Consider the following 17,669-nt stretch of genomic DNA (forward strand, 5'->3'; position numbering starts at 1 on the left):
TTGTTAGAAGTTATTTCGAGCGTTATGTGCCACAGTAAATTGGAGTATTAAGTGTCAGTTATAGATATTAAAGAAGCAGTGATTGAAGATTCCGCTTTGATTTTAAGATTTGTTAAAGAGCTTGCTCGTTATGAAAAAGCAGAGCATGAAGTGGTTGCTACTGAGTTCGATATAAAAAACTCATTGTTTGGTCAGGGCTCAACGACTAATGCAATAATTTGCAGTGTAAATAACGAACCTGTTGGTTTTGCTGTTTATTTTTTCAATTACTCAACGTGGCTTGGTAAGAATGGCCTTTACCTTGAGGATTTATACGTTTCTCCTGAGCACAGAAGTATCGGGGCTGGTAAGGCTCTCTTAAAACATTTAGCAAACATCGCGCTTTCTAAGCAATGCGGGCGCTTCGAGTGGAGTGTGCTTGATTGGAATGAACCCGCTATAAATTTCTATCAATCAATTGGTGCAAAATCTCAGGATGAATGGGTTGGTTATCGTTTAACTGGACACGCTCTTGAACGTTTTGCAAATAGCTAAGGTATACCTAAATTCAGATAATACGTTTTCGCTTAGCAGAGCGTGAATGTGAGGGAGTAATTGAATGGTTCGGGATATTCAGTTAGAAGAGTTTAGCAACCGTATCGCTCTTGATATGGGGCTTAAAATTATTGAACAAGCAAGCTTAAATGGTCATTCAATCGCTGTTTCCATTGATCGACTAAATCACAACGTTTTTAAATACATTGCTGATAGCTTATCTGCAGATAAACATGATTGGTTAAGAAGAAAGGCTAATGTTGCCATGAGATTTGAAGAAAGCTCTTTGTCCGTAAAAGATGATCTAGCAAATGGAAATATGAGCCTATCTGATACTTTTGGACTAGACGTAAAAGACTATGTTGCGAAAGGTGGGGCGATACCTATAAAGGTCAAAAATGCTGGTATTGTTGCAATAATAACTGTCTCTGGATTATCGGATGTTGAAGATCATGATTTAATTGTGTCGGCTTTAGACTATTATCTCAAGCCAGCTCTTTAGATATTAATAAGTGCAAGGCGTGGGATATGAAAAATTCTACGTCTATGTTTTAAGCGTTAGATATAAAGTCTAAACATGATTGTTCGTAAGTATATTGAAGGTGTTAGTTTTTAAATAATCGAGTTTTAATACATTAAAAGGTTCTTTATGAATAAGGATATTTCAAAGACTTCGAAATCTGATTCTGTGGAGATAAACGATGAGTCTAATAAGCTTGCAACTAGATGGCAGAGGCTTTGTGCTGCCGTTTTAGATGCTATTTTATCTACAGTTGTTGCTACTCCTGTAATATATTTTAGTGGTGGACTTGATAGGATTTATGAAGGAAGGGAACTATCATTGTCATATAGCATAGCCCTTGGATTAGTAGGTATAGTTGTATTTTTTCTGATTAATGGCCGTGGCCTTGTTAATAACGGGCAAACAGTTGGGAAAAAAATATTAGGTATCAGGTTAGTTAATTTAGATGGAAATTTAGTAACGATAAAACAATTATTTAATAGATATTTAGTGTTTTTTTTACTTCCAATGATACCTGTTGCAGGAGACTGGCTTAACTTAATGAATGTTGTATTTATCTTTGGTAAGCAAAAAAAATGTCTGCATGATTATTTTGCAGGAACAAAAGTTATTAAAATCTAAGTCAGAAGGCCGTGCTTGGACGGAACATCTAAATTCAGATAATAAGTGCGACACTTCAAATGCTAGTCAGTTTTACGAAGTATGCGGTTATTCTTGAAATCTAAGTATACGAGAAAACATTCACATAATAAAAAGCTCAATCGGGACAGTCACCGCTTGCTGCTCATGCGCTGGCTTCGTCATTTTAATACAACGAGCTGCGAGTTGGCTGAACATTATTAGAGCATTGTAGATATAAGGGTAATCAGTGGAATTAGAGTTAATTAGTAAAGATCATTGTCTTGAGTTACTTCCAATTTTTGTTGAACTTGAACGGTACTATTTTGGTGATGAAGCTGCTTCAGAAAATGAGTTAGCTAGTTACTTAACCCAGCAAGTTTTTTCAGAGCATTCTGGTGTAAAAATAGTGGCAGCATATGATAACGATAAAATCATAGGTTTTGCATCATACACTGTTATGTATCCAGCCCCTAAACTATCGGGCCAAATGTATATGAAAGACTTGTTTGTGTCGTCTTCTTATCGTGGTCGAGGGGTGGGACTTGAGTTAATGAGGCACCTAGCTTCTATTGCACTCTCAAACCATTGTCAGCGTTTAGATTGGACAGCAGAAAGTACAAACCCATCGGCAGGTAAGTTCTATCAATCTATAGGGGCAAGTTTAATCAAAGAAAAAGAGTATTACCGTTTTGAAGGTGATGCACTAAGTCTATTTGCAACATCCCTATAACATAGTGTTTAAGGGCCATTCCAGACGCGTGCCGTTTTCGCTTTACTCAAATGGTGGCATACACCTGTCACGCCTTAATGTGCCATTATACTTTTTTGAGGAAATATGAGACTACACATCACTGGGAATGCAGGTTCTGGTAAAACGACGTTGGCTAAGCAGTTAGGTCAAGCACTCAATATACCCGTCGATAGCTTGGATAGTGTCGTTTGGAAAGAAGGATGGGTTGCAGCTTCAAAAGAGGAGCGAGCTTTAGGGGAGCAAAAGTTAGTCAATCAACGCCACTGGATTATTGAAGGTGTGTCAAAAACGGTTCGGGAGAATGCAGATTATGTCATCTTTCTTGATGTGCCAAGGCATGTTTGTTTGCTCCGTTGTTTTAAACGTAACTTGCCTTACTTGTTTAGATCTCGCCCAGAGCTTCCCTCTAATTGTCCTGAGATCAGAGTCATCCTTAGGCTGATTAAACTAATTTGGATGTTTCCCACCCTAGCAAGACCAATAATTTTGCAATCGCTGGATCAGCAAAAAGGTGTTGTACTTAGCCAAGTAACAAGTCTGGACGATCTTGTTGCTCAAATTCAACTGAGGGTGGTCGAATGAAATCGCATTACAAGGCCAGCCAGCAGCGGTTACTGGACCTCGTTTCACTCAGCCTGAGCTGTTATACAAAAGGAGGAAATCGTGAATCAGCAAGATTTATGTCTTGAACATTTACCGCTTCAAAATGAGTTAGTAAAGTCCATATGCAAGTCATTTTCCAACGAAAATAACGTGAGGGCAGCTGTTTTAGTAGGTTCACTCGCCGCCGGTAAAGGGGATCGGGTTTCTGATGCTGATATTATAATTTTTACACAAAATGGCTTTCATAAATCTCTTAACGCATGCTTCTTTGACTTTGAAGTTGATAAGGAAATCTTCTATTGCCTGGACGGCTTTCATAATAAAAACGCGTATTTTAGAAAATACATTTTTCATGATTTAACTAGTACTGAAATTCATTGCGTTGATTTAAGTGAACCTTTCAATATTTCAAAACCTTTTAAAGTATTATTTGATAAATCTGACATTGTGGGTTGTCGCTTAACTGATCAACCGGCTCCAAAGCATGAAGGTTTTTCTGCTTATACAAATGGTGAAAAAGGTTTAATATGGGAGCTTTTTGACTGTATAAAATGGCTAAGTCGCGACAATAACGAGTTAGCGAAAAACTATCTTAAAAAGCTGTCAGACAAACTTTAACCAGTTTGTATAATAAACAGCTCAATCGGGACATTCATAGCTTGCAACTTATGGGCTGGCTGTCCATTAGTAAGGACGTTATGTGAGAAGGAGATTAGATTGAATATCGAATACAAAGTTAATAAAAAAATTTCGGCTGATGAGTTTATAGACTTACTTAAGCGCTCAACACTAGGTGAGCGTAGACCAATTGAAAATATCCAATGTATTAACGGTATGTTGGACAACAGCAATCTTATTATCACCGCTTGGGACGGTAATAAGCTTGTTGGTGTTTCTCGTTCTGTTACAGATTTTCATTATTGCTGCTATCTGTCAGACCTAGCGGTTGATGAAGAATATCAAAGATTGGGTATAGGGAAGCAGTTACAAGTTCAAACTCAAGGTCAAATAGAGTCTACTTGTAAACTGTTTCTAATCGCAGCCCCCGCAGCGAATGACTATTATGGGCAACTTGGTTACACCAAAAATGAGCGTTGTTGGGTACTAGAACGCGGTCGTGAAATTATTACATAACAATTGAGAGAGCAAAATAAATATGGGAATAGAGCTTAGTTCTAATGACGAAATTCAGTCAGCTAGCCTTCTTCAAATAGTAGACCCCGTTGACGTTAATCGTCGCATGGCTATGGGTGACACTTTTGTTGTGAATGTTGTAACAGCGTGGTGTCCAGATTGCACAGAAAGGCAAAAACCACATATTGGTAGCTTTGCTCAGAAAATGAAATCTCATGGAATAGATGTGCTTCAAGTTAATGTCCAATTGCAAAAAGGAGATTTTATTAGTGCCGAACATGAACAAATCACCACTCAATTTGGCGGACACGGCTATCCAAGAACGGTGTTAATTAACCATGGAAATGTGGCTGATCAAAATAACGTTGAGATTATCACTGAAGAGGCATTATCAGAGTTAGCCAGAAAATTTATTCAAATAATAGCTGACTCGTAATTTTCAAATAACAAGTTGTTGTACGCGGGCTCGGCATTCAAAACACATACAAGTCGCTCAAAAGGACGCAACGTGCTTGGCTGGCTTGGCTTGGCTTGGCTTGGCTTGGCTTGGCTTGGCTTGGTTTGTAACAATTCAAGATTCAATACTTAGCATTTGGGTTGAATTTAGTGTTCATAAAAAATTCTGAAATTCTATTAATACGTTTTGAACTGCTTAATTAAATGTTAACGGTGAGGTTATTATGTATTTAGGAAGTTGTCTCTGCGGAGAAGTGAAATATCAATTGCTTAGTGAGCCTATAAAAGTTTCTCACTGTCATTGTAATATGTGTCAAAAGCAACATGGCGCTGCATTTGCAACGTATGCTAGTTTGCCTAAAAATGATCTTGTTTACTTATCTGGGCTCTCGTCGTTAGCTGAATATAATTCTTCAGAGAATATTAAGCGAAAATTTTGTAAGACTTGTGGATCAAATATTGAGTGGGGCGGAAGTAAGCATTACCCAGACTGGGTATCAATCGCTATTGCCACACTTGATACTCCCTATACACCTAAGACGATAAGTGAGATACAAACAGACACGAAGGTTTATTGGTTGAAGGACAGCTAACAAGGTGTTTCAACGCATGTTTATCGTTGTATCAAGCTCGTTTATTTCTCTCACTTTGTAGCTAACTATTCCACGCCGTTTAATGCGGTGTTATATAACAGGAACCGAGACGAAAACATGGATAACAATAAACCGTTTCTTAATATCTCTAGCGATGCTGACTTTCAATTAAATGATGATGGCGCATTTAAAGAAGAGTGCTTTCCAATCAGTCATAAAATCGGGGCTCAAAAGCTTGGTTACAACGTTATCGTTTTACAGCCAGGTTTTAAGGCTTGCCCGTTTCATAATCATCGCGTAAACGAAGAAATGTTTCTTGTGTTGAGCGGTGAAGGTACATTGAGATTTGGTGAATCTTCGTATCAAATTAAACAAGACGATATCATAGCTTGTCCTCCCGGTGGCGCCGAGGTAGCTCATCAAATTATAAACTCAGGCATCAAGCCGTTAAAAGTGCTATGCGTTAGTACCAGCGAGCCCGTTGATGTCTGCGAATATCCAGATTCCAATAAGGTTTTAACCATGGTGGGCAAGCAAGGAAATCGAAGCTTTAGTCATATGTCTAGGCTTAGCGATGAGGTTGACTATTTTGACGGTGAACATTAAAACCGTATAACAAGACAAAGGCCTACCACCGCGTTGTTTTTCCATTACGTTACCATCATGACGACGTTTTTCATGCAAGTAATGTTGCTAAACCAAGGAGATAACAATTCGACATTATCAAGAAGAAGGTGCCGAAGCGCTTTGGAATATTCATTTTCATACCGTTCGTAATATCAATATCCGTGATTATTCAAAAGTACAGGTTGAAGCCTGGGCGCCAGACGCCTTTGATACGTCAAGTTGGGGAAAGCGCATACTAGGGCTTAACCCTTTCGTCGCTGTAATTAATGATGTGATTGTGGGATATACAGATTTACAACCTAATGGTTTAATTGATCATTTCTTTTGCCATCATCAGTATCAGGGGCAAGGTGTCGGTAAGGCACTGATGAATCATGTATTCCGTGTTGGCGAGCAACGAAAAGTGAAACGCTTTTATTCTGAGGTTAGCATCACAGCGCGTCCATTTTATGAACACTTTGGTTTTAAGGTTGTTCAAGAGCAAGAGATGGAAGTGCAAGGACAAAAACTTAAAAACTATGTGATGGAAAAGCTTAGCTAACAAAGTGACCAAGGTGTTAATAGCTATGAATAAAACTTACCTGATTGAAAGGGTATAAGGGGAAACTAGGGTGAAAAAAGTAGGACTAGTTGGAGGGTTAGGTTGGGTATCAACGCTCGAATATTACAAACTCATAAATGTTATCACACGCCAAAAGCTTGGAGCCTATAGTAGTGCCCATGTCCTTCTTGAAAGCCTAGATGAGGGGTTGTTTCTTGAAAACCAAGGTAAAGATCCAACTGAAAAACTGTGTGAGCAAATGATAGTTGATGCTGTTGGTGTACTTGTCTCGGGTGGTGCTGAACTAGTCGCTTTGTGTGCAAATGGATTACATCGTTTTATACCTGCTATAAAGGCTACCTATGATATTGAAATCGTCGATATCAGAGATGCTACAGCGAAAGTGATCCAAAATATGGGCTTAGACTGCGTTGGTCTCATTGGTGTACAAAAAACAATGGAGACTGACTTCTATAAAAGAATACTTCAGGTGGCTGGTATTGAGTCCGTTGTACCTGAGCTAGCTTCAAGAGAATACATTCATCAAAAAATACTATCAGAGCTGGTATTAAATGAGTTCAGTGTTGAAACAAAGCATGGCTTCTTGTCGGTCATTGAAGGTTTGATTGATAAAGGTGTGCAAGGCGTGATCTTGGGCTGTACTGAAATTCCATCTTTGCTGACTGATTCGGAACACAAAGGGGTTCCGTTATTTTCAACAACAGAGATTCATTGTCGTGAAATAGTGGAAAGGGCACTCAATTAGCATTGCTCTAACAAGGTATTTAAGAGTGATTGATAACACTTGGCATTTTCAGTTCAAGGCTGGACTTCGTATATAAGTCGGTTTCTTTGATATCTGAAGCACGGATAGAACAAATTGCTTTAAGCGTGGTTCAGCATGTCGTTTTTAGTATGCGCTGGTCTCTGTGTGAATTGCATGCTTGAGTGCTTCAGACTTTAGTAAGGCGTTAATGGTTATGAATAAAACTTACCTGATTGAAACGTTAAAACAGGTTCCTGACATTATGGAACTGCTGGGAATTTTAAGAGATCTTAACCTTCCTAATCATTACTTAGCTGGAGGGTCGGTAACTCAGTGTTTGTGGAACCGAAAACTGGGTCATCCACCACTCTACAAAGTTAAAGATTTTGATGTTGTTTATTTTGATGCTGCGCAAAGCGTTTCCGAGTCGGACATTGAAAAAGACATTGAAAAGAGGAAGTCATTCTCCGTACCTGTAGATGTCAAGAATCAAGCCAATGTTCATAAATGGTATGGAAGCAAATTCGGCAATGACATTGAACCGCTAAGAGAAGCCGAAGATGGCATCCGCATGTGGATTCCTTGTTTTGCGGTGGGTATTCGTCTTATCGGGAACGACATTGATGTGTTCGCGCCGTTTGGACTAGAAGACCAAGCTGATATGAGAATTAGACCCAATAAATTAGCGATGAGTAAGGCAAATTACGATGCCATGAATCTTAGTTTTAAAGAAAGGTGGCCCGACCTTGTCATTGAGGCTTGGTAGTCATTTAGAACGAATTCTCAACGTTGGGTATTTTTAGTTTGAATCGACTTTAGTGTTTACGGCACAATGAGTTAGCTGGGGTGGTATGTTGCTCATCCCTTAACGCGGATTTATACGCAGGGGTTATATGAACGCATTTCTGAATACCATTATAATTTACGCAAAAGACATGAGCCGAACGGCAGCTTTTTATAAGGAGCATTTTGGTTTCAAAACATCTGGTGAAATCATAGAAGGCTTGATAGAGCTGACGTCAGAGCCCAATGGCACGACCATGCTTATTCATCAAGCAGGCAAGAGCGTAAAGCTGGGCCAAGCGACTGTAAAACTCGTTTTTAGCGTTAGAAACGTCGAAGAGTTTAAGGCTAAAAGTGCCGAACGTGGGTTGGTTTTTGGTAGTACACATCAAGCGAATGGTTATGAATTTGCTAATGCAAAAGATCCTGATAAAAATCCGATTTCTATATCCAGTAGGGAGTATCGGTCAACCCCATAACAAGTTGCCATCGTTCACTCTTATGGTGCTGAATTTATCTTTTGCCGTTTTGCTTTGCACTGTACCAAAGGAGCTCTTGATGGAATGGCCTAAACTTGTGCCAGAATTAACCGTTTTAGATTTTGACGCATCGTTCTATTTCTATACCGAGGTCTTGGGCTTTGAAGTGGAAAACCGACGATCGAATCCTAACTTTGCTTATCTTAAACTCGATGACGCTCATTTGATGATCGAGGAATATCACTCGGACGGTTGGAATATAGGTAAGTTAAATTATCCACTTGGAGCAGGTCTTAATTTTCAGATCGAGTGTGCAAATGCTGACATTTTGGTTGAGAAACTTAGCAAGGCGAATTTTAAACTGCATCGCGATATAAAAGAATCTTGGTATAAAACGGGTAATGCATTTAGTGGATTCAAGGAGTTTCTTGTGCAAGATCCTAGCGGATATTTGCTCAGGTTTTCTCAGTATTTGGGCGAGCGACAGGTCAATGCATAACAAACCAATCAACTACGCTCTGTTTGATTGCCGATTATTTGGGGTGTGATGTGCTTGGAGGAAAATCGAGACGTGGATGTAATTATTCTGAATGGTGCGAGTAGTTCTGGAAAGAGTTCCATCGCGAGAGAGCTGCAAGGTATGCTGCTTGAAAACTATCTTCATATTGGAATCGATACTTTTATCGCTATGATGCCTCAGAAGGCGAATCAACTTACTATTGCAGATAAAGTTTCAGATGGCTTCTATTTTAGAACAGAGAGCGTTAATGGATCTAACGTGCAAAGAATCCAGAGTGGGGGATATGGTAGAAGAATAAACAATGCCTACCATTCTACTGTAAAGAACCTAGCTGATTCGGGTTTTAAGGTGATAGTTGACGACATTATGAATGGTAAGTTAGAGCAAAATGTATGGAACGACGTGTTGGGAGAGACAAACACTCTCTATGTTGGTGTCGAATGCCGCCTTGATGTACTCGTTGAGCGTGAGAAGCACCGTAACGATCGAATTCAAGGCTCAGCTCAAGAACAAGCAGAAAGAGTTCATGAAGGTGTAAAGTATGATCTTAACGTTTCAACAACAGCGAATTCTGCGCATGAATGTGCTCGAACGATAGCAATGCACATCGCAAATAACCCAAGCTGATTCACCATGCTTAGTATTCAGGGGTTGCAGTGGTTTGGTTTATGTGTTGCTCATTATTGAATTGGGCATTGGGAGTTGAATACACATGTTGATACTTAAGCGCATCCAATCGGATGACATTGATGCAGCCACGGAACTCGCCAAGGCGGCGTTCATCGACGACGAGCGCTTCAAGCCACTTTCGGTGAAGTCAGGTGGGCCGCCAGGTCATGATAATACCGCAGTTCACAAAAAGTGGATGGAAGAGAAGCTTTATTACATTTGCTGCCTAGAAGAGCAGCTTTGTGGCTCAATTATAATCGACTTAGATGGCACTCATGCGATTATTCATGGCATGCAGGTGTCTCCGAGTTTTATGCACAAGGGAATTGGAAGTTGGATGCTTCGAGAGATAAGAAGCCTATATCCAGAAGTAGAGATCTGGGATTTAGAAACGCCAGACTATGCGAAACGTAACCATAGGTTCTACGAGAAGAATGGGTTCCTAAGAGTATCGATAACGGCACCAGAGTATGACTTGGGTTTTGGCTTCTGGCATTACCAACTTCTTACTCAATAAGGCGATGAGCTGGATGCCGCTTCGCTGAGTCAATTATTTCGAGAGTTATGCCTTCAGAGGAAATATGAGATTTTACAGTGCCGAACAATATCAAGCGTCTTGTGGCGAACTGTTTATTCGAAACAATGCTGCCTTTGTTCGACTGGCTAACGTTTGCCGTTTAGCGTGGTGTTAATGGTATGGAGTTATATGAACGAATATTTCCAGTTGGATATGCTTACCTTAAACAAGATATCCGAAGACGCCGGTAAGCCGCTAGATAAGTCGGCTTACTTAGAATCCCTTACCAAAGCAGCAACAGATGGTCTGTTATTTGAAACTCGAAAAGGGCAACAGCTTCAGGGTTACTTCATGTTAAGGAATCTTGAGCCTTCAACCTGGTTTGTGTCTATGTTTGTTGTGCATCCGGAACACAGAAATAAGGTTGTCTTTACGTCACTATTTTCGCAGCTAGCAAGCTTTGTTAAGTCGAACAAGGTGGATGTGCTGGTGAGCAACGTACTTAGAAACAATGAATTATCCGTTAATTTTCATCGCCGTCTGGGCTTTGTTGTGACCAGAGAAAATGGCCTTGGTTATGAGTTTCAACTTACAATGTCTGAAAAGGTTCGAACCAAATGGCGCTATTTGAAAAAGTACTGCTAATTAAAGCATTCAATAGTTGCATCCAGCGCTTGGGATTTTTGGTTTGAATCTGTCTTAGGGTATATAGAACAGCGGTTTAGGTTTAGCCTTATTCACAATCTAACCCAGTATTAGTTTGCTAAAAATAATAAGGGATCATTGGAAAAAATGTCAGTTAGTATTCGACCTGCGAAGCCGAGTGAGTTAGAGAATATTCACTCACTCATTACTTCTAATGATAAGTGGACAAAGTTTAATGGTCCTTATTTCCCCTATACACATCCATCCCTAGAGCAGTTTGAAAAAACCTCCTTTCAACGGTTGTTGAGCGGCTTAGATCTACAGTTAATCACCGTGAATGATCTTCCTGTTGGAACGGTGAACTGCTACTGGGAATGTGAGGAAACGCGTTGGCTTGAAGCGGGTATTGTCATTTATGACTCTACTTATTGGGGAAAGGGCATTGCCGCGATAGCTATTTCGTTATGGATTTCTTATCTATTTCAAACGAAAGACATTGAGCGAGTGGGGATGACGACATGGTCTGGTAATCCTCGCATGATGTCGTTGGCTCAGAAACTCGGTTTTCAGCAAGAAGGTCGACTGCGTAAGGTTCGCTACTATAAAGGCAAGTATTATGATTCGGTCAAATATGGTGTATTGCGTTCTGAGTGGCAAGCACGCCGTAAATAAAGTGTTTAAGAGTAACACCTTAGACAAAAATATTTTGTATAGGAGTTATACTTTGATTGAAACGTCTCGACTGCTGCTTAGAAAACCAGATACAGAGGACTTTGATATTATCAGTGAGATCCTTTCTAGCCCAGAACAAACAAAATTTCTTCCCAATGAAGCACCTTACCCCATTGAAAAACAACAAGAATACCTCGCTAATCGAATCAAGCATTGGGCTCTCAATGGTTTTGGAACCTTTATTGTGTGTTTAAAAGAAGATCCAAACGTTAAGTTGGGTTTTGTAGGGGCTGAATTCGCTCCCAATCCAGAGTTTGTTGATATTCGCTATGGTATTTCCAAGCGCTTTGAAGGAAAGGGTTATATCACTGAAGCGGCAAAGGAATTGCTTAGTTGGGTATTCAACAATACAGAGCACACGAAAGTTTACGGTGTATCAATGCCTGAAAACTTGGCATCAATCGCTATCATCAAAAAGCTTGGTATGACAGTAGAAGACAACGTGGATTTGTATAATCACCCAGGCTTAAAAAACTACAGTATTGAAGCGAGCAAGATATAACCGATTGTCGTGTGGAATGCTTAGATTCGTCTGTGGACAGAGACACTGCTTTTCAGGACGTCTCTAAAGTGTTGTTATCATTAGGTGTACAGGATAAGTATGAAGGTTATCAAAGCGAATCTTAGCCATCTAGCAGCTTTTGAAGTTTACGCGGCAAAGTGTTGTGATGATGGGCTTGCGTTATACGCAGATGCACAAGCTGATGTGGATGCGTTATCAATTGGCTCGTTGATGAATATTAGTAAATGAAAAATAGTATAGTTTTTTGCCTGATTCCACGTTAACGAATGCACTCGTAGCTAAGTTTTGTATTATTCAATCATTCAAATTTTAAGGTTAGGAGTTATGAAGCGAATTAACATTGTGGGTACCAGTGGGAGTGGCAAATCCACCGTAGGTCGTACGTTAGCAACGAAATTAGGTTACCCATATCTTGAAATGGACGCTATGTTCTGGAAGCCAGACTGGCAGGAATCTACCGATGAAGAATTCTTTGCCAAGCTTGAACATCAACTTCTTCAAGAAACATGGGTGTTAGACGGTAACTACCATAGAACCGCTCCGATCAAATGGGCAAATGTTGATACTGTCCTATGGGTTGACTATTCGTTTACTCGAACGCTTTATCAAGCCGTAAAGCGGGCGCTTCTTCGCTCGGTGTCCAAACAAGAATTGTGGGACAAAACCGGAAATGTCGAAACGTTTAGTAAGGTGTTCTTCAGTAAGGATTCTATTATTTTGTGGACACTGAAAACGTACAAAAAGAATCGTATTCGCTACGCAGAAATGATCAATGATCCTAAGTATGGTCATATCAAATTCGTTCGTATTAGAAGCCCCAAAAAGGCTAAGCAGTTTGTAGATGGGCTGCGCATACCACAAGGCACTTCATAAATTCTTGGAGAAATAACTAACGGCCCTATTTAACAAGCTGTTTGCACTTTGATGTTGTTGTTATGGGGCGAGCGAAGGAAGAGAATTCATGGAACATTTATTTTTCATAGAAGAGTCTGTCGCTGGCAGGTGTGGTCCCGACAAACAGATGTGGGACCTAGAAGAGCTTAAGCGAAATAACATCGTTGCCATTCTTTCGGTGAACGATGGTGAGATGGTGCATGTTTCAAGGTTAACAGCATTAGGTATGTCTTATAGACATATACCACTTTCAAGTAATGCACCTGCTAAAGAAGGTGATGTCGAGCTTTGTTTAGAGGCGTTACCTCGAATTGTCTATTTTATAGATCAAAACAAAAAGCGTGGCATTGTGCTGGTTCATTGTCGATCTGGTAAAGATCGAACCGGTTTAGCGCTAGCGGCTTACCTAATGCAATCGAAAGGCTATGAGGTTAATCAAGCGATTGCAGCGATCAAAAGCGTACGTGACATCGCTTTTACTGCCCCTAAGTGGGATGAATTTTCGGTCGCGGTTCTGACTGCGCTGAAAAATGCATAACAAGAATGGAAGGTGTATATGAAACTGGAAACGCAAATAATCGAGCTCGAAAAATCATTACTGACGTTTGAAGTTAGGCACTCGAAAGAAGAGCTTATCAAGCGACTTGCCCCTGAGTTTAAAGAAATTGGCGCATCAGGTGCTTACTTTGGTTTAGATCATATTTTGCAACGTTTACCTACCGAGCAGACGTGGAGTGCTCTTGTTCAAGACTTCGAGTTCAATCAATTTAGCGATGATGTTTGCCAGCTAGTCTTTCGTGCATTTATAAAAAGCAGTGATGAAGATGAAGGCACTTATTCATTACGCAGTAGTTTCTGGCAAAAGTTTGATGATGGTTGGAAAATGATATTTCATCAAGGTACTAAAGTTGCGCCTTTTGAGATTACCGAATTAGAGAGTATGGAGTTGAAATAATGATGGAAGAAAGGCATCAAGCATTTTTAAAGCAATATCTTAGTACTTTACCCAGTGACGTGGCTGCAAAATATACATCGTTTAGCGCTGATTACTTTTGTTCAGATGAGCACAATGCCAATATCTGTGCGAATTTAATCTTGCGTGGTGAGAAACAAGCATCCTGTAGCATGGATTATTGGTATAGCCACAAGGGAGAACCAATGCCAGTAGTGGGTCATCTTCAGGTTGTGACGAACTGGCAAGGCGATCCTGTGTGCATCATAGAAATCACATCCGTTTCTAAGTGTCAGTACAACGAAGTGACGCCAGAATTTGCCGCATCGGAAGGGGAAGGTGACAAAACATTGGCATGGTGGCGAGAGGCCCATTGGGCGTTTTTCTCGCTAGAGTGCGAAGCGTTAGGTATCGAACCAAAGGACGATATGCTGCTGGTTTTAGAACGCTTTAAGGTCGTTTACCACTAACAAAAGATAAGCCTCAAACGTTTGGAGAGTTGAATGGAAGACATCGAAAAAGTTCTTAATTTTATTATTGAAATCGAAAAACTAAAAAATGTACTGCGAAAGACGATGCCCGTTGGCTTGGAGCGTTTTGAAAACTCGGCTGAGCATAGTTGGCATGTGTGTATGTCAGCTCTTATGCTTAAAGACTATGCGAATGAGGCGATTAATATTGATCGTGTTATTAAGATGCTATTGATTCATGATATTGGTGAAATTGATGCGGGAGACACGATCATTTATTCGAGTGAAACAGAGGCGCTAAAATCAGCAGAGGCCGCAGGGATGGCTAGGTTGTTTGCTATGTTACCTGAAGGAATGAGTGCTGAGTTTTTGGCGCTTTGGAACGAATTTGAAGCAGGCGAAACACCCGATGCTCGTTATGCCAAAGCAATAGATCGTGTCCCACCATTGCTTCATAACCTGCATGGAAATGGCCATAGTTGGCGAACTCATGATATATCTCAAGAAAAAATATTGGGCCTTAACTCTCGGATTGGGCTGGGCAGTACTGAGCTATGGCACGTTATTAGAAAGCAATTGGAAGAAGCCTTCGAGCAAGGCATTCTTAATAAAGCGTTATAAATGATAGCCAAAGCCTTTTAGAGGTTTGTGGCAAGATTAGATTGCTGGGAGAAAACAGGATGATCAGAGAAATGACGAGGTTGGATTTTGAGTCATTCTGGCCATGTTTTAAATCGGTCATTCAGGCTCAAGAAACGTATGCTTTTGACCCAAATATGACCCTAGAAGAGGCCTATAGACTATGGTGTGAACTGCCATTGAAAACCTTTGTGTTCGTTGAGAGTGAGCAAATTTTAGGCTCCTATTACATCAAGCCTAATGGCATGGGACCAAGCGATCATATTTGTAACTGTGGTTACATGGTTGACTCAAAGGCGCGAGGAAAAGGCATTGCTCGCCAGCTTTGCGAGCATTCCCAACGTATCGCAATGGAATTGGGGTTTGAGGCAATGCAGTTTAACTCTGTGGTTTCTACCAACGACGTCGCTGTGGCGTTATGGAAAAAGCTTGGCTTCAACATCATCGGTACCATCCCGTTGGCCTATCGGCATGGCAAACTTGGGTATGTGGATTGTTACATTATGCATAAGTCGCTAAATGTGACGATAGGAGAATAAAATAATGAGCAAGTTTGTCGCGTTGCTTTCAGGAAAAAATAAAAACCTTTTTAGCGAAGCGTTATTAGGTGAGCATGTTGCACATTTACAGCGGCTTGATGAATCAGGCAAGCTCCACTTATGTGGCCCTTTTAAGGATGATGACTCCGCCATTCAAATACTGATTGCGGATACCCTAGAAGAGGCGAATCTGCTTATTCAACAAGATCCTTTCGTACAGCATGGGTATTACAAAACCGTGGCGGTTAAAGAACTGATCGAAGCCAACTCAGGTAATAATTGGCTGATGAATCATCCTCAGACAGAAGAAAAGCGGCGTTAGGGAGCCCACCATGGAAAGTCGACAGGTTGAGGGTGGAAGAAATAGAGGGGGAGTTATATTTAATTGATGAGAATGATCGAGCTCTTTCTCTAAGATTCACGGATGAGGATATTCAGACTGTCTACAATGCTATAAAGCAAAGCGGTGGCTGTGTCGTCGGAGCTTTTGCTTGCGAAAATATAGTCGGTATTTGCACAGTGAACATTTGCGCTAACCTTAGTTGGTCTGGCCGCACGTATGCGTGATAGTGTCCAAGGTTCATCGGGGTCAAGGAAAAGGCAAAGCTATCCTTCAGTATGCGACAGATTTCGCACGGCAATTTGGTTGCTATAAAGTGGTGCTCATGCAAGCAAACAGACTTATCAGATACGCTTTAACTCTCGAAGCAATACATCGATGTATAGGATGGACTTGATGTAGTTTGTCTCAAGCAAATATTCTCAATATAATTCTAGTGGGCAGGTATTCACCTGCTCCTAAATTTGAAAGCTGGGACTACAAGAGGATCGATGGAATGAGTCAAGTCTATGATAGAAGTTTATTGGAAGGCTCCTTATCTCTAATGGAGTCTACCGCACTGAATTTTGCTCAAAGATTTATAAATGATGGCAAGGTCAGGATGAGTTATATCAACCAAACTAAAAAATTGGCTCAAGAATACCGTGCAAAGGTGAACTCTGGTGCAATAACTGCGGAAGAAGCAGCCAAGCAAGTTCAAGTCATACGAAATCAAATTCTTGAAGCGCAGCGCATACGAACAAGTGATGTTGGCAAGGCAATAGCAGTAAAATTAAAGAAGACGGGGCTCACACTATCAGAATTAACGGATAAATATGCAAAGAGCATGTTTGGGAAGTCTTTTTCAAATTTATCTGTCGAAAACCAAAATAAGGTATATCTAGAGATTATAGAAAGTTCCGGTAGAGCAAGACCTTCTATGAATGCGACTGCCATTAAATATAGTAAGCTGGGTCGAGGATTCTTGGTTGTTACTATTGGCGTTGCTGTTTACAACATTGCTATTGCAGAAGATAAGGTAGCGGCAACGGCGAGAGAGGGAGTGATAATAGGTGGAGGCTTTGCTGGAGGCGCTGCTGGTGGTGCGTTTGCTGGACTAGCTTGTGGGCCTGGTGCGCCAGTTTGTGTCACTATTGGGGTGTTTGTGGGTGGTGCTTTAGGTGCGCTTGGTGCTGATTTCACTTTTGGGTGGTTTTTCTGATGCCTACAAAGGAAATAAATGAATTTCATGTAATAGATACGATAGAAGAAGCTAATAAAACACCAAGAGTCGTGCTAGAAAACAACAAACTAAAAAAGCAAACCAAGATTTCAGGAAAGGTGTTGGAGGCACAGTATCAAATAGGAGAAAATTTTCTCATTCTAGTGACAGAGGGAAACCCTTTTGAAGAGGCGTTATATATTTACTATTTTAGCGCCAGTTTACAACTCATGGATTCACTAGAGCTGTCTGCAACATATGCGGAAGGAATGGTCAGAAATATTTCTCTTTCTGACTCAGGGAATATTAATTTTTCTTTTTTTGATAATGATGAACAATGGGTTTTAAAGGTACATTCAAACCCTAAATTTTCATTTTTTAGCAAAAAATATCCAGTTAAAAGAAAAATGTCTTGTTTTCATAAAAGCTGGTTAAGTCTAAGTAAGTCCTAACAAATTACTGTGCTAGACACATAAATTTACGCTCGTTTTTGTCAGTCGAGCGCATGAACATAATTGGTACAGTACAGATAAGAGGCGTTCATTATTGGCTCTAAATATTCCGCTCCCCATATATTCTATGGGGAGCGGGCTTTAGTGCAGTTTCATTCGGCTGTT

Annotated in this window: 31 protein-coding genes; all 31 read left to right on the forward strand. The window is 40.4% G+C overall.

Going from position 1 to position 17,669, the window contains the following annotated elements:
- Positions 1–51 precede the first annotated feature (51 nt).
- The gene (locus AC0VYI_RS07705; protein ID WP_475431650.1) at positions 52–534 is read left to right on the forward strand and encodes an N-acetyltransferase family protein; all 483 of its coding nucleotides are present in this window, start codon (positions 52–54) and stop codon (positions 532–534) included.
- A 64-nt stretch (positions 535–598) separates the two neighbouring features.
- On the forward strand, positions 599–1,036 hold the full coding sequence (locus tag AC0VYI_RS07710) for a heme-degrading domain-containing protein (RefSeq protein WP_475431651.1): 438 nt from the start codon (positions 599–601) through the stop codon (positions 1,034–1,036).
- A gap of 147 nt (positions 1,037–1,183) precedes the next feature.
- The gene (locus AC0VYI_RS07715; protein WP_475431652.1) at positions 1,184–1,678 is read left to right on the forward strand and encodes an RDD family protein; all 495 of its coding nucleotides are present in this window, start codon (positions 1,184–1,186) and stop codon (positions 1,676–1,678) included.
- Positions 1,679–1,925: 247 nt separating this feature from the next.
- Positions 1,926–2,408 carry a GNAT family N-acetyltransferase gene (locus tag AC0VYI_RS07720; protein ID WP_475431653.1) on the forward strand — a complete coding sequence of 161 codons (483 nt, stop codon included), beginning with the start codon at positions 1,926–1,928 and terminating at the stop codon, positions 2,406–2,408.
- 105 nt (positions 2,409–2,513) lie between these two features.
- Positions 2,514–3,011 (forward strand): AAA family ATPase, encoded by a 498-nt coding sequence (locus AC0VYI_RS07725; protein WP_475448439.1) that lies wholly within the window; start codon positions 2,514–2,516, stop codon positions 3,009–3,011.
- Between the two features lie 81 nt (positions 3,012–3,092).
- Positions 3,093–3,650: a nucleotidyltransferase domain-containing protein gene (locus tag AC0VYI_RS07730; protein ID WP_475448441.1), complete on the forward strand. Its 558-nt coding sequence runs from the start codon at positions 3,093–3,095 to the stop codon at positions 3,648–3,650.
- 99 nt (positions 3,651–3,749) lie between these two features.
- Positions 3,750–4,166, forward strand: coding sequence for a GNAT family N-acetyltransferase (locus AC0VYI_RS07735; protein WP_475448443.1), 417 nt, complete (start codon positions 3,750–3,752; stop codon positions 4,164–4,166).
- A 22-nt stretch (positions 4,167–4,188) separates the two neighbouring features.
- Complete coding sequence (locus AC0VYI_RS07740; RefSeq protein WP_475448445.1) at positions 4,189–4,602, forward strand: TlpA family protein disulfide reductase; 414 nt, start codon at positions 4,189–4,191, stop codon at positions 4,600–4,602.
- A gap of 244 nt (positions 4,603–4,846) precedes the next feature.
- The gene (locus AC0VYI_RS07745) at positions 4,847–5,215 is read left to right on the forward strand and encodes a GFA family protein (protein WP_475448447.1); all 369 of its coding nucleotides are present in this window, start codon (positions 4,847–4,849) and stop codon (positions 5,213–5,215) included.
- Positions 5,216–5,332: 117 nt separating this feature from the next.
- On the forward strand, positions 5,333–5,821 hold the full coding sequence (locus AC0VYI_RS07750) for a cupin domain-containing protein (protein ID WP_475448449.1): 489 nt from the start codon (positions 5,333–5,335) through the stop codon (positions 5,819–5,821).
- A gap of 172 nt (positions 5,822–5,993) precedes the next feature.
- On the forward strand, positions 5,994–6,383 hold the full coding sequence (locus AC0VYI_RS07755) for a GNAT family N-acetyltransferase (protein ID WP_475449802.1): 390 nt from the start codon (positions 5,994–5,996) through the stop codon (positions 6,381–6,383).
- A gap of 70 nt (positions 6,384–6,453) precedes the next feature.
- Positions 6,454–7,149, forward strand: coding sequence for an aspartate/glutamate racemase family protein (locus tag AC0VYI_RS07760; protein WP_475448451.1), 696 nt, complete (start codon positions 6,454–6,456; stop codon positions 7,147–7,149).
- A gap of 214 nt (positions 7,150–7,363) precedes the next feature.
- Positions 7,364–7,915, forward strand: a complete 552-nt coding sequence (locus tag AC0VYI_RS07765; protein WP_475448453.1) for a nucleotidyltransferase family protein — start codon at positions 7,364–7,366, stop codon at positions 7,913–7,915.
- A gap of 127 nt (positions 7,916–8,042) precedes the next feature.
- Complete coding sequence (locus AC0VYI_RS07770) at positions 8,043–8,411, forward strand: VOC family protein (protein WP_475448455.1); 369 nt, start codon at positions 8,043–8,045, stop codon at positions 8,409–8,411.
- Positions 8,412–8,490: 79 nt separating this feature from the next.
- Positions 8,491–8,910, forward strand: coding sequence for a bleomycin resistance protein (locus tag AC0VYI_RS07775; protein ID WP_475448456.1), 420 nt, complete (start codon positions 8,491–8,493; stop codon positions 8,908–8,910).
- 72 nt (positions 8,911–8,982) lie between these two features.
- Positions 8,983–9,558, forward strand: a complete 576-nt coding sequence (locus AC0VYI_RS07780) for a chloramphenicol phosphotransferase CPT family protein (RefSeq protein ID WP_475448457.1) — start codon at positions 8,983–8,985, stop codon at positions 9,556–9,558.
- Between the two features lie 85 nt (positions 9,559–9,643).
- The gene (locus tag AC0VYI_RS07785; RefSeq protein ID WP_475448459.1) at positions 9,644–10,117 is read left to right on the forward strand and encodes a GNAT family N-acetyltransferase; all 474 of its coding nucleotides are present in this window, start codon (positions 9,644–9,646) and stop codon (positions 10,115–10,117) included.
- A 189-nt stretch (positions 10,118–10,306) separates the two neighbouring features.
- Positions 10,307–10,762 carry a GNAT family N-acetyltransferase gene (locus AC0VYI_RS07790; RefSeq protein ID WP_475448461.1) on the forward strand — a complete coding sequence of 152 codons (456 nt, stop codon included), beginning with the start codon at positions 10,307–10,309 and terminating at the stop codon, positions 10,760–10,762.
- A gap of 147 nt (positions 10,763–10,909) precedes the next feature.
- Positions 10,910–11,434, forward strand: coding sequence for a GNAT family N-acetyltransferase (locus AC0VYI_RS07795; protein WP_475448463.1), 525 nt, complete (start codon positions 10,910–10,912; stop codon positions 11,432–11,434).
- A gap of 52 nt (positions 11,435–11,486) precedes the next feature.
- Complete coding sequence (locus AC0VYI_RS07800) at positions 11,487–11,996, forward strand: GNAT family N-acetyltransferase (RefSeq protein WP_475448465.1); 510 nt, start codon at positions 11,487–11,489, stop codon at positions 11,994–11,996.
- Positions 11,997–12,095: 99 nt separating this feature from the next.
- Entirely contained in the window at positions 12,096–12,245 is a 150-nt protein-coding gene (locus tag AC0VYI_RS07805; RefSeq protein ID WP_475448467.1) for a hypothetical protein, read from the forward strand.
- A gap of 96 nt (positions 12,246–12,341) precedes the next feature.
- Entirely contained in the window at positions 12,342–12,890 is a 549-nt protein-coding gene (locus tag AC0VYI_RS07810) for a shikimate kinase (protein ID WP_475448469.1), read from the forward strand.
- An 88-nt stretch (positions 12,891–12,978) separates the two neighbouring features.
- Positions 12,979–13,449, forward strand: coding sequence for a protein-tyrosine phosphatase family protein (locus tag AC0VYI_RS07815; protein ID WP_475448471.1), 471 nt, complete (start codon positions 12,979–12,981; stop codon positions 13,447–13,449).
- A gap of 18 nt (positions 13,450–13,467) precedes the next feature.
- Positions 13,468–13,866 carry a nuclear transport factor 2 family protein gene (locus tag AC0VYI_RS07820; RefSeq protein ID WP_475448473.1) on the forward strand — a complete coding sequence of 133 codons (399 nt, stop codon included), beginning with the start codon at positions 13,468–13,470 and terminating at the stop codon, positions 13,864–13,866.
- Positions 13,866–14,333, forward strand: coding sequence for an ASCH domain-containing protein (locus AC0VYI_RS07825; protein WP_475448475.1), 468 nt, complete (start codon positions 13,866–13,868; stop codon positions 14,331–14,333). Before AC0VYI_RS07820 ends, AC0VYI_RS07825 begins: the two co-directional genes overlap by 1 nt.
- Positions 14,334–14,366: 33 nt before the next feature.
- Complete coding sequence (locus tag AC0VYI_RS07830; RefSeq protein WP_475448477.1) at positions 14,367–14,954, forward strand: HD domain-containing protein; 588 nt, start codon at positions 14,367–14,369, stop codon at positions 14,952–14,954.
- A gap of 59 nt (positions 14,955–15,013) precedes the next feature.
- Positions 15,014–15,511, forward strand: coding sequence for an N-acetyltransferase family protein (locus tag AC0VYI_RS07835; protein ID WP_475448479.1), 498 nt, complete (start codon positions 15,014–15,016; stop codon positions 15,509–15,511).
- Between the two features lie 4 nt (positions 15,512–15,515).
- Positions 15,516–15,833 carry a YciI family protein gene (locus tag AC0VYI_RS07840; protein ID WP_475448481.1) on the forward strand — a complete coding sequence of 106 codons (318 nt, stop codon included), beginning with the start codon at positions 15,516–15,518 and terminating at the stop codon, positions 15,831–15,833.
- 247 nt (positions 15,834–16,080) lie between these two features.
- The gene (locus tag AC0VYI_RS07845; RefSeq protein ID WP_475448483.1) at positions 16,081–16,248 is read left to right on the forward strand and encodes a GNAT family N-acetyltransferase; all 168 of its coding nucleotides are present in this window, start codon (positions 16,081–16,083) and stop codon (positions 16,246–16,248) included.
- 99 nt (positions 16,249–16,347) lie between these two features.
- Entirely contained in the window at positions 16,348–17,052 is a 705-nt protein-coding gene (locus AC0VYI_RS07850; protein ID WP_475448485.1) for a hypothetical protein, read from the forward strand.
- The gene (locus AC0VYI_RS07855; protein WP_475448486.1) at positions 17,052–17,504 is read left to right on the forward strand and encodes a hypothetical protein; all 453 of its coding nucleotides are present in this window, start codon (positions 17,052–17,054) and stop codon (positions 17,502–17,504) included. The genes AC0VYI_RS07850 and AC0VYI_RS07855 overlap by 1 nt, the downstream gene beginning before the upstream one ends.
- Positions 17,505–17,669: the final 165 nt, after the last annotated feature.

The organism is Marinomonas sp. 63XJN7_9_ISO-PGPR-S23-217 (assembly GCF_056173515.1).

Bases quoted from the DNA above. Each gene is read 5' to 3' on its own strand.
- AC0VYI_RS07710 (WP_475431651.1), top strand. From the start codon at position 599: ATGGTTCGGGATATTCAGTTAGAAGAGTTTAGCAACCGTATCGCTCTT.
- AC0VYI_RS07715 (WP_475431652.1), top strand. From the start codon at position 1,184: ATGAATAAGGATATTTCAAAGACTTCGAAATCTGATTCTGTGGAGATA.
- AC0VYI_RS07725 (WP_475448439.1), top strand. From the start codon at position 2,514: ATGAGACTACACATCACTGGGAATGCAGGTTCTGGTAAAACGACGTTG.
- AC0VYI_RS07740 (WP_475448445.1), top strand. From the start codon at position 4,189: ATGGGAATAGAGCTTAGTTCTAATGACGAAATTCAGTCAGCTAGCCTT.
- AC0VYI_RS07745 (WP_475448447.1), top strand. From the start codon at position 4,847: ATGTATTTAGGAAGTTGTCTCTGCGGAGAAGTGAAATATCAATTGCTT.
- AC0VYI_RS07750 (WP_475448449.1), top strand. From the start codon at position 5,333: ATGGATAACAATAAACCGTTTCTTAATATCTCTAGCGATGCTGACTTT.
- AC0VYI_RS07765 (WP_475448453.1), top strand. From the start codon at position 7,364: ATGAATAAAACTTACCTGATTGAAACGTTAAAACAGGTTCCTGACATT.
- AC0VYI_RS07770 (WP_475448455.1), top strand. From the start codon at position 8,043: ATGAACGCATTTCTGAATACCATTATAATTTACGCAAAAGACATGAGC.
- AC0VYI_RS07775 (WP_475448456.1), top strand. From the start codon at position 8,491: ATGGAATGGCCTAAACTTGTGCCAGAATTAACCGTTTTAGATTTTGAC.
- AC0VYI_RS07785 (WP_475448459.1), top strand. From the start codon at position 9,644: ATGTTGATACTTAAGCGCATCCAATCGGATGACATTGATGCAGCCACG.
- AC0VYI_RS07790 (WP_475448461.1), top strand. From the start codon at position 10,307: ATGAACGAATATTTCCAGTTGGATATGCTTACCTTAAACAAGATATCC.
- AC0VYI_RS07795 (WP_475448463.1), top strand. From the start codon at position 10,910: ATGTCAGTTAGTATTCGACCTGCGAAGCCGAGTGAGTTAGAGAATATT.
- AC0VYI_RS07805 (WP_475448467.1), top strand. From the start codon at position 12,096: ATGAAGGTTATCAAAGCGAATCTTAGCCATCTAGCAGCTTTTGAAGTT.
- AC0VYI_RS07810 (WP_475448469.1), top strand. From the start codon at position 12,342: ATGAAGCGAATTAACATTGTGGGTACCAGTGGGAGTGGCAAATCCACC.
- AC0VYI_RS07815 (WP_475448471.1), top strand. From the start codon at position 12,979: ATGGAACATTTATTTTTCATAGAAGAGTCTGTCGCTGGCAGGTGTGGT.
- AC0VYI_RS07820 (WP_475448473.1), top strand. From the start codon at position 13,468: ATGAAACTGGAAACGCAAATAATCGAGCTCGAAAAATCATTACTGACG.
- AC0VYI_RS07825 (WP_475448475.1), top strand. From the start codon at position 13,866: ATGATGGAAGAAAGGCATCAAGCATTTTTAAAGCAATATCTTAGTACT.
- AC0VYI_RS07830 (WP_475448477.1), top strand. From the start codon at position 14,367: ATGGAAGACATCGAAAAAGTTCTTAATTTTATTATTGAAATCGAAAAA.
- AC0VYI_RS07835 (WP_475448479.1), top strand. From the start codon at position 15,014: ATGATCAGAGAAATGACGAGGTTGGATTTTGAGTCATTCTGGCCATGT.
- AC0VYI_RS07840 (WP_475448481.1), top strand. From the start codon at position 15,516: ATGAGCAAGTTTGTCGCGTTGCTTTCAGGAAAAAATAAAAACCTTTTT.
- AC0VYI_RS07850 (WP_475448485.1), top strand. From the start codon at position 16,348: ATGAGTCAAGTCTATGATAGAAGTTTATTGGAAGGCTCCTTATCTCTA.
- AC0VYI_RS07855 (WP_475448486.1), top strand. From the start codon at position 17,052: ATGCCTACAAAGGAAATAAATGAATTTCATGTAATAGATACGATAGAA.